We start from the raw sequence: 12,412 nt of genomic DNA on the forward strand, positions 1-12,412 counted from the left end.
GGCACAATCATCGGACAACGGGACTCCGTCGAGTAGGAAGACCTTGGTCGGCTTCCTGGCTCTACCCGGGGTCCCGCCTTCATGATCTCCGCCGCTGCCTTCGGCGAGCTGGAACATCACCCGGACGTGGTCTTGACCAGCCCAACCACCCCTTAACTACGCGGCATTGGAAGTACCCGCCCGAGTTGCGGCAGCGTGCTGTTGCCGCGTATCGGGCTGCCGATCCGAAGCCCGTGATCCGGCAGATGGCCCGCGATCTCGGGGTGCATCACGAGGCCCTGCGGAACTGGATCCGTCAGGACGAAGCAGACCGGGGCGAGCGCGACGACCGGCTGACCACCGCGGAGAAGGAGGAGCTGGCCGCTCTGCGCAAGGAGAACGCCGAGCTCCGCCGGTCCTGCGAGATCCTCAAGGCCGCATCGGCTTTTTTCGCCCAGGAGCTCGACCCGACCCGGCGACGGTACTGAAGCTCGTCGACGAGCACCAGGACCGCTTCGGGGCCGAGCCCGTCCTCCGGGAACTGCACATCCCCGCCTCCACCTACTACCGCTGGCGCCGCGACGTCCACGAGCCCTGCGAACACAAGCGCCACGACGCCGAACTCACCGAGCACATCCGACGCATCCACGCCGGCTCCGACGAAACCTACGGCTCCCCGCGCGTCCACGCCGTCCTGCGACGCGAGGGCGTGCACGTCGGCCGTAAAAGGGTCGAGCGTCTGATGCGCGAGGCCGGGCTTCAGGGCGTCAGCCCGCGCCGGCCCCGCTCCTTCACCCGCCGCGACCCGGCGGCCGACCCCGCCCCGGACCTGGTCCAACGCAACTTCACCGCGAACGCCCCCAACCGGCTGTGGGTCGCCGACATCTCGCTGATCCCCACCGGCGAGGGAGCATGGTGGCTGGCCACGATCCGCGACGCCTTCTCCCGCCGGATCGTGGGCTGGCACACCTCGGAGCGAGCGGACACCGACCTCGTCCTCACCGCCCTGGAGTACGCGCTGCACGGCCGGCCAGTCGAGCCCGGCAAGCTGATCCATCACAGCGACCACGGCTGCCAGTACACATCCATCAAACTCACAACCCGCCTGCTGAAGGCGGGAATCGAGCCAAGCATGGGAACCGTCGGCGACTCGTTCGACAACGCCCTCGCGGAGAACTTCTGGAGCGTGCTGAAGACCGAGTGCGTGCGCCGCACGACCTTCGCGGCCCGCACGGACGCCGACCTCGCACTGTTCGCCTACATCGACGGCTGGTACAACACCCGCCGCATCCAGAAACGACTCGGCTGGCTCAGCCCGGACGAGTACGAGGCAAAGTACTACGCCGACCAGGCGACGGCCGAACCGGTGGCCGTCGCACCACCCACACCTGCCCTGACCAGGTAATCACCACCTCCCGCACAACGGGGGAAGCTCAGTCAGGCCAGCTCACCACGCACGTGCGCGGCCAGACACAGCAGTTCCTTGAGGCTCAACCACCCTTCGGCGACGCCCTCCAGCCGGACCACTGCGCCGCCCTCAGCATCGGTGTCGGCGATCGCCCTCAGGTTCGAACGTTTCACGCCGCACGCAGCCAGCAGCGCGTTCACCTCGTCTGCTGTCCGACGCGCCGCCCGCCAGCCGGCGGCGTAGTCCACGCCCGGCAGCCACACCCACGCATCCGGGTCGAGGTCCCCGGCCAGCTCTGCGCGGAAGTCGTCGTCCCCGTGCAACGCCTCTCAACTCCCTTGATCTACAACCGAACCGGCTCATCCGTGCGCACACATGCCGAGGAGCCCGATACCATCGGCACCGGGTTCCGACCCACCGGACCACCCCATCTCCCGCCAAGGTCACGGGGTGGTCCGGCACGTCTTCAGTTGTCGTTGATCAAGTCAGGAGCAGTTCTGCGAGGCCTGTTCGTGGTCGCACTCGAAGATCCGCTGCATCAGCCCCAACCGCAGCCCCACGAGGAACCCCGGCTCAGCGCACCACAGCGCCACGTCACGGTGCGCAGATCGGCGACTCGGCGAGATGGCCCTCACCGGCCACGAGAACTGGCCGTCCAGTTGCCACCACGTGAGAGCGCGATCGTGCCAGGCCCGCAATCTCCCCATCACAAGGGAGCCTTGGGGTCGGCCGGGTAGAGCTTGACCAGGTGCGGGGTGAGGTCGAGGAACGCCAGGGTCCGTACCTCCCCGTACGTCGCGAGCCGGTACCCGATCTGCTGAACCGCCGAAGGCCCGAACAGCTCGTCGAAGTAGTCCTGCTGCTCCAGACTGAGCGGCAACACCCGCAGAGCCCCCAGCAACGCAGCCAGCGCGTCCGACAGCTTGGAGAACTCCGCGGGCTCCGTTACCCCGCGGACTTCCACGACCACCGGAAACGGGTACGGCGCGGCTCCCTCCAGCCCCGCATCGTCGCCGGCCGACACCGCTTCCGCCCCCTGCGTACCGAGGCCTCGAAGTGTCGTCACTTCGTCACCTCGCCCGCACGACGCGGGTGCCACATGTGGACCCCGACCGGCTTGCCGTTCACCACGATGTACCGGGCCACCGCCTTCCGCAGCCCCGCCCCACAGTAGAAGCACCGCGTCGCCGCCGCCCCGAACACCCGCCTGGCGCTCATCGCGCACCGCCTTCCGGGCCCACCAGAGCCCAAACGATCTTTCCGATGCCCTCAGGCCGGGGCGCGCAGCCCCATTCCAGGGACAGTGCTTCCACCAGGCAGAGCCCGCGCCCCGAGAGCTTGTCCGGACCGGTGAACCGCCGAATCACGGGCTTCTCGCTGCTCGTGTCATGCACCTCGATCCGCAGGTGACCGCGCACGCCCTCGAACCGCACCGCGATCCGTCGCCCCTTGGGCACACGGGCGTGCACCACCGCGTTCGTCACCAGTTCGGAGAGCACGAGCTCGCCGCTCTGCACGAGCTGGCCCCCGCCCTGGATGCCGCGCAGGAAGTCCCTCAGCAGCGACCGCGCCGCGCCGGCCGACGACCGGTGGCGAGGAATCCAGAAGAACGCCCAGGGAGCGGACGGAGATGCCGCCGCCCCTGCCGATGTACCTGCTCTGTTCACCACATCCGCCCCAACCCTCGCCGGACTCACTCAGTCCACGAAGCAGCCGTACCGACCTTGCATTCAGACAACACGGTCAGCCCCGGTCGGAGTAATGTCGTGGGGGGTGTTGAACCGTTGTGAATGGTCGTCAGACCGCCGACAGGGGAACGATCTTGAAAACACCGAACTCTCAACTCGCCGACTGGCTGGGCCGTACCGGCTGGTCACTCGGCGAACTCGCCCGGCGGGTCCGGGCGAAGGCTGCTGACTGGGGACACCCCCATGTCTCCTCGGACCCGTCCAGCATCAAGCGCTGGATTGACGGCCAGTCCCCGCGCTGGCCGGTGCCGGACATCCTGTCGGACGTGTTCTCGGCGCACTTCGGCTACCGCGTCACGGCCTACGACCTTGGCCTTGGGACTTCATCCGTCGCAGACAGGGCCCTTGTCTACAACCAGTCCTACACCGCTACGGTGGAGGCTGTTGCCGACCTTGGGAGGGCCGACGTGGATCGACGGAAGTTCCTGACCGGATCAACATTCGCTGTCGCGGCAGCGGTTGGGCCATCTCGTGACTGGCTGCTCCAGACGCTCGACCAGACACCGACGCCCGGCCGGCGGGTCCTGCTGGAGGACGTGACCGCCGTCAAGAACATGTTCGGCACGTTCCAGCAGATGGACATCTTCCAGGGCGGCGGGTCCGGCCGCCTGGCACTGGCCGCCTACATGAACGAGCACGTGTTCCCTCTGCTCCGGCGAAGCCACACGGAGGAGGTCGGGCACGCACTTTGCGAAGCAGCTGCGGAGCAGACCTACCTGCTCGGCTGGATGGCCTACGACAACGGCGAGCACGGACCGGCTCAGCGCTACCTGATCCAGTCCCTCCGACTCGCAGAGGAGTCCGGTAACGCGGCGCTCGGCGCCCACGTCCTTGCGGGCATGGCCGACCAGGCGACGCTCCTCGGGCACCCCGACGAGGGCCGCCGACTGGCCCAGGCCGGACGAGCGGGCCTGTCCAGGACACCGGAGTCTCAAGCCTGCCTGGCGGACCTGTGGGCCCTCGAAGGGCGCGCGCTCGCCAAGCTCGGCGAGAAGCGCGCCGCTGCTCAGGCCGTCTCCGCCTCGGAGGAGGCGTACTCCAACGTCCAGCCCGACAACGAGGCCGAGTGGGCCCGGTTCATCGACCCGGCCTACCTGAACGGCGAGCACTCCCAGACGTTCCAGGACCTCGGCGACGGCGCCGAGTCCGCGCGGTACGCCCGCCTGTCGATCGAGCACGCCCGGTCGCAGAACCGGGCCCGCCGCGGAGCGATGTCGCACGCCGCACTGGCCGTGTCCCACCTCCAGCGCCGGGACCTTGAGGCAGCACACGCTGTCGGCCTGCGGACGCTCACCCTGACCCGTCAGGTCAAGTCGTCCCGCGCCGTCGAGGCCGTGCAGAACCTCCAGAAGCAGATGGTGCCGTTCGGCCGCCACACCCTCGTCGCCGACTTCAACGACCGGGCGCGGGAACTGCTGGCCGCCTGATCGACGCTCGAAACACCACGGGCCCTCTCCAGCCAAGGAGAGGGCCCGTCTGCATGCTCCAGCTGAACCGACCAGCCAAGCCGAGCAGCGGGATCTCGATGTCAGGACACTCCACCCGCGAAGCGACCGCCTGGGAAAGCTCAGGCGCCGAAGACCTGCGACAGAATCGGCCGTAGCCCACCTGTCACTCATAGGGGGTAGCTGACAGCGCCGACCATCACCCGCAGGCGGTAACACCCCACCGAGCGCAACAGCCCTCCCCGAGAGAATCGGGGAGGGCTCCATGCGCCGCCTCAGGGACTCAGACCCACTCGATCGAGGACTCGATGCCCGGGGCACTCCGGGCAGAGGGCAGAGGGGTCCTCTGGCCGCCTTGCCGGGCCTCCCCGGGGCGGGCAGGGCCATCCGGGGCGCGCGTCAGGCCGAACGCGCCCAGGACGAGCTCCCGCTCACCCTCAGAGAGGCTGTGAAGTAAGTCACACAGCTCGCTCGCCGTGTCACCCACGCCAGCAGGCATTCCTACTGGCCAGCGCCGTTGACGACCGTCAGCGGAAGCATCTTCTTGCCCGTCGGGCCAATTTGTATGGTCGTGTCCATCTGGGGGCACACGCCGCAGTCGAAGCACGGGGTCCAACGGCAGTCGTCGACCTCGACCTCCTCCAGGGCGTCCTGCCAGTCCTCCCAGAGCCAGTCCTTGTCGAGGCCACTGTCCAGGTGGTCCCAGGGCAGCACCTCCTCGTAGGTGCGCTCGCGGGTGGTGTACCAGTCGACGTCGACGCCGGTGCCGGCCAGGCCCTTCTCGGCGGAGGCCATCCAGCGGTCGTAGGAGAAGTGCTCGCGCCAGCCGTCGAAGCGGCCACCGTCCTCGTAGACGGCGCGGATGACGGCGCCGATGCGGCGGTCGCCGCGGGACAGCAGGCCCTCGATGATGCCGGGCTTGCCGTCGTGGTAGCGGTAGCCGATGTTCTTGCCGTACTTGCGGTCGCCGCGGATCGAGTCGCGCAGCTTGGCCAGCCGGGCGTCGGTGGCCTCGGCGGACAGCTGCGGGGCCCACTGGAACGGGGTGTGCGGCTTGGGCACGAACCCGCCGATGGAGACGGTGCAGCGGATGTCGTTCTGGCCGGTGACCTCGCGGCCCTTCTGGATGACGTTCTTCGCCATCGCGCCGATCTGAAGCACGTCCTCGTCGGTCTCGGTGGGCAGGCCGCACATGAAGTACAGCTTCACCTGGCGCCAGCCGTTGCCGTAGGCGGTGGCGACGGTGCGGATCAGGTCCTCCTCCGACACCATCTTGTTGATCACCTTGCGCATGCGCTCGCTGCCGCCCTCGGGGGCGAAGGTGAGGCCCGAGCGACGGCCGTTGCGCGACAGCTCGTTGGCGAGGTCGATGTTGAAGGCGTCGACGCGGGTGGACGGCAGCGACAGGCCGATCTTGTCGTCGCTGTAGCGGTCGGCCAGGCCCTTGGCGATGTCCCCGATCTCGGTGTGGTCGGCGCTGGACAGCGACAGCAGGCCGACCTCCTCGAACCCGGTCGCCTTCAGCCCGCGCTCCACCATCTCGCCGATGCCGGTGATGCTTCGCTCCCGCACGGGGCGCGTGATCATGCCGGCCTGGCAGAAGCGGCAGCCGCGGGTGCAGCCGCGGAAGATCTCCACGGACATCCGCTCGTGCACGGTCTCCGCGAGCGGGACGAGCGGCTGCTTCGGGTAGGGCCACTCGTCGAGGTCCATCACGGTGTGCTTGGACACCCGCCACGGCACGCCCGGGGCGTTCGGCACGACGCGGCCGATCCGGCCGTCGGCCAGGTACTCCACGTCGTAGAACTTCGGCACGTACACCCCGCCGGTGCGGGCGAGGCGCAGCAGCAGCTCGTCGCGTCCGCCCGGGCGGCCCTCGGCCTTCCAGCCGCGGACGAGCTCGGTGATGTCGAGCACGGCCTGCTCGCCATCGCCGACCACCGCGCAGTCGATGAAGTCCGCGATCGGCTCGGGGTTGAACGCGGCGTGGCCGCCGGCCAGGACGATCGGGTCCTCGTCGGTGCGGTCCTTGGCCTCCAGCGGGATGCCGGCCAGGTCGAGCGCGGTCAGCATGTTGGTGTAGCCGAGCTCGGTGGAGAACGACAGGCCGAACACGTCGAAGGCCTTCACCGGGCGGTGCGCGTCCACGGTGAACTGCGGGACGTCGTGCTCGCGCATCAGCGCTTCGAGGTCCGGCCAGACGCTGTAGGTGCGCTCGGCGAGCACGCCCTCGCGCTCGTTGAGCACCTCGTAGAGGATCATGACGCCCTGGTTGGGCAGGCCGACCTCGTAGGCGTCGGGGTACATCAGCGCCCAGTGGACGTCGCAGGCGTCCCAGTCCTTGACGGTCGAGTTGAGCTCGCCGCCGACGTACTGGATCGGCTTCTGGACGTGCGGGAGGAGGGCCTCCAGGCGTGGGAAGACCGATTCGACAGTCATGTACTAGGAACCCTTACGACGTGATTCGGTGCCGCGCGCATCGGCAGGCGACGGCGGGGAGGGGTGACCCTCAAGGGTAGCCCAATCCGGGGAAAGGCCCGCTGGCTCACCCCCCGCCCGGGCCGGGCACCCGCCCGCGCTCCGGCGCGGCCGCCCCGGTCCGGCCCGCCCCGGCACGCGCAGTGCGCGCCCGCCGCCCGGCGCCGTCCGCCGTTGACATGCCCGGACCACCCATGCGGTACTGACAGGGCCTCGCCAGAGACCTCTGCACCCCTTCCGGACAAGGGAGTTGGGCCGTACGCTCAACCCTCGCCGACTCCCCCCGGCGACCCGTCCCCGGCGCGCAGGGCCCCGCCCCCGGCCCCGCAGGCCGCGTCCGCCGGCGCCCCCGCGCGCCCCGGCGGCCCGACGAGCCGGGCGGCCGCGCGAACACACCCCAGGGGACACGCCCTAGGAGAGCCATGACCGACACCGACCGGCGGGTCCGCCCGCCCCGGCCCCTCGGCAGCCGGGCGGCCCGCTACCCCGCGCCGGCCCAGGCCGAGGCCGCGGCCCGGCGGCTCGCGCTGCGCCACCCGGAGCGGTGCCGGCTGCGCGAGGTGGGCCGCTCGCGGGCCGGGCGCCCGCTGCTGCTGCTGTCCGTCGACCGGGGCCCGCGCACGGTGCTGGTCGTCGGCGGCCCGCACCCCAACGAGCCGATCGGCACGGCCGGCGCCCTGCGGCTGGCCGAGGTGCTGCTGGCGCGCCCCACCCGGCCCGGCCTGTCCTGGCACCTGCTGCTCTGCCTGGACCCGGACGGCGCCGCGCTCAACGCGGGCTGGCTGGACGGGCCGCTCACCATGCGCCGGCACTACGAGCACTTCTTCCGCCCCTCGTTCGAGGAACAGCCCGAACTGCTGCCGGCCGCCGGCGCGGGCCGGCCCCCGATGCCGGAGAGCCTGGCGCTGACCGGCCTGATCGACGAGCTGCGCCCGTTCCTGCAGTGCTCGATGCACGGGGTGGACTTCGGCGGCGCCTTCATCCAGCTGACCGCTCCGGTGCCCGGGCTGCCCGAACTCTTCGCCTCCTCGGTGCGCCGGGCCGGCATCCCGCTGGACGTCGACCCCTTCGACGCGGTCGGCTGGGCCAGCCCCTTCCCCGGCACCTATCTGATGCCCTCGGCGGACGGCGCCGGCCGGTCACGGGCGCTGCCGGACGAGCCGGAGCTGTCCACCTGGTCGTACGCCGGCCGCCACGGCGGGGTGACGGCCGTGCTGGAGGTGCCGATGTGGGCCGTGGACGCGGTCGGCGACGGCCGTCCGCACCCGGCGGCGGACCGGGCGGTCGGCGCCGCGGCCCGGACGCTGCGCGAGCGCGCCGAGGAGCTCTCCGGGCTGCTGGCCCACGTGCCCGCGCACACCCGGGCGGCGCACGGCGCACTGGTGCGCGCGGCCGGGTTCACCCTGGAGTTCTGCCCGTCGGTGGCCCAGGAGTGGCTGGCCCGCTGGTGCGCCGAGCCGCTCACGGTGTCCCGGGTGACCACCGCCGGGATCGTCGCGGCCCGGATCCCGCTGCGGGTGGCGTCGACGGTGCTGCGACTGCTGGCGGACAGCGGCGGTCCGACCGTGGCGGCGGCCCGGGGCCGGGCCCGCGACATCGTCACCGAGAGCCTGGGTCAGCTGCACCACCGCTTCGGCGCCCGCTGGGTGCCGGTCCAGGAGCAGCTGGCCCACCAGGTCCGCGCGGCGCTCACCGCCGCCGACTGCCTGCTCTGACCGGGGCCACAGCCCGCCGCAACCGGGCAACAACTACCCACCCACAGCGCCAAGTTGAAAAACACCAAGGGCCGACCCGAGAAATTCCCGGGCCGGCCCTCGACCGACGAACGCGTGGACGGACAGTCCGCTCAGGCCGCTATCGGCCGCTGGCTGCGGACCGCCTGGAGCAGCCCGATCGCGATCCAGACCGCGAACATCGACGACCCCCCGTAGGAGACGAACGGCAGCGGGATGCCCGCCACCGGCATGATGCCCAGGCACATCCCGATGTTCTCGAAGGCCTGGAAGGAGAACCAGGCGATGATCCCCGCGGCCACGATCGTCCCGTACAGGTCGGTCGCCTGCCGGGCGATCCGGCAGGCCCGCCACAGCACCACGCCGACCAGCAGGATGATCGCCAGCGCCCCGACGAAGCCCAGTTCCTCACCGGCCACCGTGAACACGAAGTCGGTCTGCTGCTCCGGCACGAACTGCCCGGTGGTCTGCGTCCCGTGGAACAGCCCCTTGCCGGTCAGCCCGCCCGAGCCGATCGCGATCCGGGCCTGCGCGGTGTTGTAGCCGACGCCGGAGGGGTCCAGCTGCGGGTTGGCGAAGGCCGCGAAGCGGTCGATCTGGTACTTGCTCAGCACCCCGAGCTTCCAGATCGCCACGCACCCGCCGGTGCCCGCCACCAGCAGCCCGAGCACCCAGCGGTTGGCCGCCCCCGAGCCGAGCAGGATGCCCAGCACGATCGCGGCCATCACCATCACCGAGCCGGCGTCCGGCATCAGCAGCACGACGCACATCGGCAGGAAGGCCCAGACCAGGCCGCGGAACACCGCCCGGTGCGAGGGGTACTCCCGCTCCCCCGCGTCCACCTGGTCGGACAGCACGACCGCCATCGCCAGCACGATCCCGAGCTTCGCGAACTCTGCGGGCTGGATGGAGAAGCCGCCGCCCAGCTGGATCCAGGAGTGCGCGCCGTTGATGGTCGAGCCCAGCGGGCTGAGCGTGGCGAGCAGCATCAGGATCACGCCGATGTACAGGAACGGCACGAGGGTGCGGAAGCGCCGGCTCCCTATCCCTATCACCACCGAGCACAGCACCAGCCCGACGACCAGGTTGGTCAGGTGCCGGTACAGGAAGTACTGCGGGTCGCCGTGGGTGAGCGAGTCCCGGCCGCGGGTGGCCGACCAGACCAGCAGGGAGCTGCCGAGCGACAGGGCCAGCGCGGCGAGCAGCAGTATCCAGTCCAGCCGCCACAGCGGGGAGTCCTTGGCCAGGGCCTTGGAGACCCCGCTGCGCTGCGGGCTCAGCCGCAGTTGCCGGTAGGAGCCGTAGGAGGTCATGCCCGCCCCCTTCCCGGGCCGCGGTTCGGTTCGAGTGCGGCGTCGGCCGCGGTGCCCGGGGCGGGCCGGTCGTTCGGCTGCGCCGGGTCCAGGAAGGCCGAGGCCGGGGCGGGTTCGCCCGGCACCTGTTCCAGGAAGGCCGGCGCCGGGCCGACGGTGTCGGCGGTGTCGACGGTGTAGGCCGCCGGCTTGATGATCGCGGTGCCGTCCGGGTTGAACTTCGGCAGTTCGGCCTGCGGCGCGGGCAGCAGCGCCTTGCCGTTGTCGATGTTGCCCTTGTCGTCGACGCCGTACAGCGCCTGGTAGATCCGGCGAACCGCGTCGCCGGAGCCGCCGGAGCCGGTGCCGCCCTGGCTTATCGTCATGACGACCGCGTAGTCCTTGCTGTACGTGGTCAGCCAGGAGGTGGTCTGCTTGCCCTCGACCTCGGCGGTGCCGGTCTTGGCGTGCAGCTCGATCTTGTTCTGCGGCCAGCCGGCGCCGGAGAACTTCCAGGCGGCGGTACCGCCGGTGATGACGCCCGCGGTGGCCTGGTCGATGTAGCTCAGCAGCTTCTGGGAGCCGGGGAACTTGCCGTCCTCGTGCGGGGCGATCTCGCGGACGAGGTCCCCGCTCGGGCTTATCACCGCCTTGGCGACGGTCGGCCGGTAGAAGGTGCCGCCGTTGGCCAGCGCCGAGTAGATCCGGGCCATCTGGACCGGGGTGACGAGCGTGTCGCCCTGGCCGATCGCGAAGTTGACGGCGTCACCGGCGCGCATCTGGTAGCCGTCGACGCAGTTCTCCTTGGCGATCTGGTCGGAGAAGCTGGTGCCGCCCTTCTGCGCCTGCGCGCACCAGGCGTCCTTGTTGTTGTCGTAGAAGGACTGCTTCCACTGCCGGTCCGGCACCCGGCCGGTGACCTCGCTGGGCAGGTCGATGCCGGTCTTGGCGCCGAGGCCGAACTGGTGGGCGGTCTTGAAGAACCAGTCGCCCGGCTCCTTCTTCGGCTTGATGCCGCCGTCCTTCATCCACTGGTCGTACGCCAGGCCGTAGAAGACGGTGTCGCAGGAGACCTCCAGCGCCTTCTCCAGGGAGATGGAGCCGAAGTTCTCGCTCTCGAAGTTCTTGAACTCGCGGCCGCCGATGGTCATGCTCTTCGGGCACGCGTACGTCCCGTCCAGCGAGTAGCCGGCCTCGACGGCGGCGGTGGTGGAGACGACCTTGAAGGTCGAGCCGGGGGCGGACTGACCCTGTATGGCCCGGTTCAGCAGCGGGAAGTTGGAGTCCTTGCTGGTCAGCGACTGGTAGTCCTTGCCGGTGATGCCGCCCACCCAGAGGTTGGGGTCGTAGGTCGGCGCACTGGACATCGCGACGATCCGGCCGGTGTGGACGTCCATCACCACGGCGGCGCCGGAGTCGGCCTCGTAGTTGCGGTTGGTGACCTTGTCGAAGGTCTTCCGGGCGTCGGCCATGGCCTGCGCCAGGTTGTCCTCGACCACCTTCTGCACCCGGGCGTCGATGCTGGTGACCAGGTTGTTGCCGGTCTGCGGGGCGGCGGTGCCGGCGGTGCCGATCACCCGGCCGAGGTTGTCCACCTCCAGCTGGGTGATGCCGGCGGTGCCGCGCAGGTCGCGGTCGTACACCGACTCCAGGCCGGCCCGGCCGATCTGGTCGGCCGGCAGGTAGCGGTCCAGGCCGGCCTTGGAGGCGGTCTTGCTGACCTCCTCGTCGGTGACCGGCGAGAGGTAGCCGAGCACCTGCGCCATGTTGGCGCCCTCGGCGCCGGTGTAGCGGCGCACGGCGGTGGGCTGCGCGGTGACCCCGGGGAAGTCCTCTCGGCGCTCCATTATCTGCATCGCCTGCTGGGTGGTCGCCTCCTTGGTGACCGGGATCGGCTGGTAGGGCGAGCCGTTCCAGCAGGGCTGCGGGGTCTTGGCGTCGCAGAGCCGGGTCTTCTCCTGCACGTCCTTGGCGGGCATCCCCAGCACCTCGGCCAGCCGGCCGAGCACCGCCTTGCCGCCGTCCTTCTGCTGCAGCAGCGAGGTGCGGCTGACCGAGACCACCAGCCGGGCCTCGTTGCCGGCCAGGATCCGCCCGGAGGCGTCCAGGATCTCGCCGCGGACGGCCGGTTCGACCACCTCGCGGATGTGGTTGCCGGTCGCCTTGGCGGTGTAGACGCTGGCGTTGCGGATCTGCAGGTACCACAGCCGTCCGCCGAGGGTGGCGAGCAGCGACAGGACCAGGATCTGCAGCACCACCAGACGGATCGTCACCCGCCGGGTACGGCCGGTCTCGGGGATGTTGCTCACGTCTCGTGCGCTCCAGGATG

General features: G+C 70.4%; 11 protein-coding genes. 4 read left to right on the forward strand and 7 right to left on the reverse strand.

Going from position 1 to position 12,412, the window contains the following annotated elements:
• A partial coding sequence (locus tag ACFWPT_RS28755; protein ID WP_380485300.1) for a transposase occupies positions 1 to 467 on the forward strand: 467 nt, incomplete at its 5' end.
• Complete coding sequence (locus tag ACFWPT_RS28760) at positions 464 to 1,384, forward strand: IS3 family transposase (protein ID WP_380485351.1); 921 nt, start codon at positions 464 to 466, stop codon at positions 1,382 to 1,384. The genes ACFWPT_RS28755 and ACFWPT_RS28760, both read left to right, overlap by 4 nt.
• Positions 1,385 to 1,416: 32 nt before the next feature.
• On the opposite strand, the gene ACFWPT_RS28765 is transcribed toward ACFWPT_RS28760, so the two are convergent.
• From ACFWPT_RS28765 to ACFWPT_RS28780, 4 genes are all read right to left on the reverse strand, one after another.
• Entirely contained in the window at positions 1,417 to 1,710 is a 294-nt protein-coding gene (locus ACFWPT_RS28765; RefSeq protein ID WP_380485302.1) for a hypothetical protein, read from the reverse strand.
• A gap of 383 nt (positions 1,711 to 2,093) precedes the next feature.
• Entirely contained in the window at positions 2,094 to 2,453 is a 360-nt protein-coding gene (locus ACFWPT_RS28770) for a hypothetical protein (protein ID WP_380485304.1), read from the reverse strand.
• Positions 2,450 to 2,605, reverse strand: a complete 156-nt coding sequence (locus tag ACFWPT_RS28775; RefSeq protein ID WP_380485307.1) for a hypothetical protein — start codon at positions 2,603 to 2,605, stop codon at positions 2,450 to 2,452. Before ACFWPT_RS28775 ends, ACFWPT_RS28770 begins: the two co-directional genes overlap by 4 nt.
• The gene (locus tag ACFWPT_RS28780; RefSeq protein ID WP_380485309.1) at positions 2,602 to 3,054 is read right to left on the reverse strand and encodes an ATP-binding protein; all 453 of its coding nucleotides are present in this window, start codon (positions 3,052 to 3,054) and stop codon (positions 2,602 to 2,604) included. The genes ACFWPT_RS28775 and ACFWPT_RS28780 overlap by 4 nt, the downstream gene beginning before the upstream one ends.
• A 155-nt stretch (positions 3,055 to 3,209) precedes the next feature.
• Here ACFWPT_RS28780 and ACFWPT_RS28785 point away from each other — a divergent pair, with 155 nt between their 5' ends.
• Positions 3,210 to 4,562: a transcriptional regulator gene (locus tag ACFWPT_RS28785; protein WP_380485311.1), complete on the forward strand. Its 1,353-nt coding sequence runs from the start codon at positions 3,210 to 3,212 to the stop codon at positions 4,560 to 4,562.
• 519 nt (positions 4,563 to 5,081) lie between these two features.
• On the opposite strand, the gene ACFWPT_RS28790 is transcribed toward ACFWPT_RS28785, so the two are convergent.
• A complete protein-coding gene (locus ACFWPT_RS28790) occupies positions 5,082 to 7,019 on the reverse strand; it encodes a TIGR03960 family B12-binding radical SAM protein (RefSeq protein ID WP_380485313.1) in 1,938 nt (645 codons plus the stop codon).
• Positions 7,020 to 7,480: 461 nt separating this feature from the next.
• Here ACFWPT_RS28790 and ACFWPT_RS28795 point away from each other — a divergent pair, with 461 nt between their 5' ends.
• The gene (locus tag ACFWPT_RS28795; protein WP_380485315.1) at positions 7,481 to 8,773 is read left to right on the forward strand and encodes a M14 family zinc carboxypeptidase; all 1,293 of its coding nucleotides are present in this window, start codon (positions 7,481 to 7,483) and stop codon (positions 8,771 to 8,773) included.
• A gap of 131 nt (positions 8,774 to 8,904) precedes the next feature.
• Here the strand turns inward: ACFWPT_RS28795 and rodA are convergent, their stop codons facing one another.
• A complete protein-coding gene (gene rodA, locus ACFWPT_RS28800) occupies positions 8,905 to 10,104 on the reverse strand; it encodes a rod shape-determining protein RodA (protein ID WP_063347559.1) in 1,200 nt (399 codons plus the stop codon).
• Positions 10,101 to 12,392, reverse strand: a complete 2,292-nt coding sequence (mrdA, locus tag ACFWPT_RS28805; RefSeq protein WP_380485317.1) for a penicillin-binding protein 2 — start codon at positions 12,390 to 12,392, stop codon at positions 10,101 to 10,103. The genes rodA and mrdA overlap by 4 nt, the downstream gene beginning before the upstream one ends.
• Between the last annotated feature and the right edge of the window lie 20 nt (positions 12,393 to 12,412).

Source organism: Kitasatospora sp. NPDC058478 (assembly GCF_042720345.1).
GTDB lineage: Bacteria > Actinomycetota > Actinomycetes > Streptomycetales > Streptomycetaceae > Kitasatospora.

What these genes read in the sequence shown, in the direction of transcription:
- ACFWPT_RS28775 (WP_380485307.1), bottom strand. Translation starts at nt 2,605, where the DNA reads ATGAGCGCCAGGCGGGTGTTCGGGGCGGCGGCGACGCGGTGCTTCTAC.
- rodA (WP_063347559.1), bottom strand. Translation starts at nt 10,104, where the DNA reads ATGACCTCCTACGGCTCCTACCGGCAACTGCGGCTGAGCCCGCAGCGC.
- ACFWPT_RS28790 (WP_380485313.1), bottom strand. Translation starts at nt 7,019, where the DNA reads ATGACTGTCGAATCGGTCTTCCCACGCCTGGAGGCCCTCCTCCCGCAC.
- ACFWPT_RS28795 (WP_380485315.1), top strand. Translation starts at nt 7,481, where the DNA reads ATGACCGACACCGACCGGCGGGTCCGCCCGCCCCGGCCCCTCGGCAGC.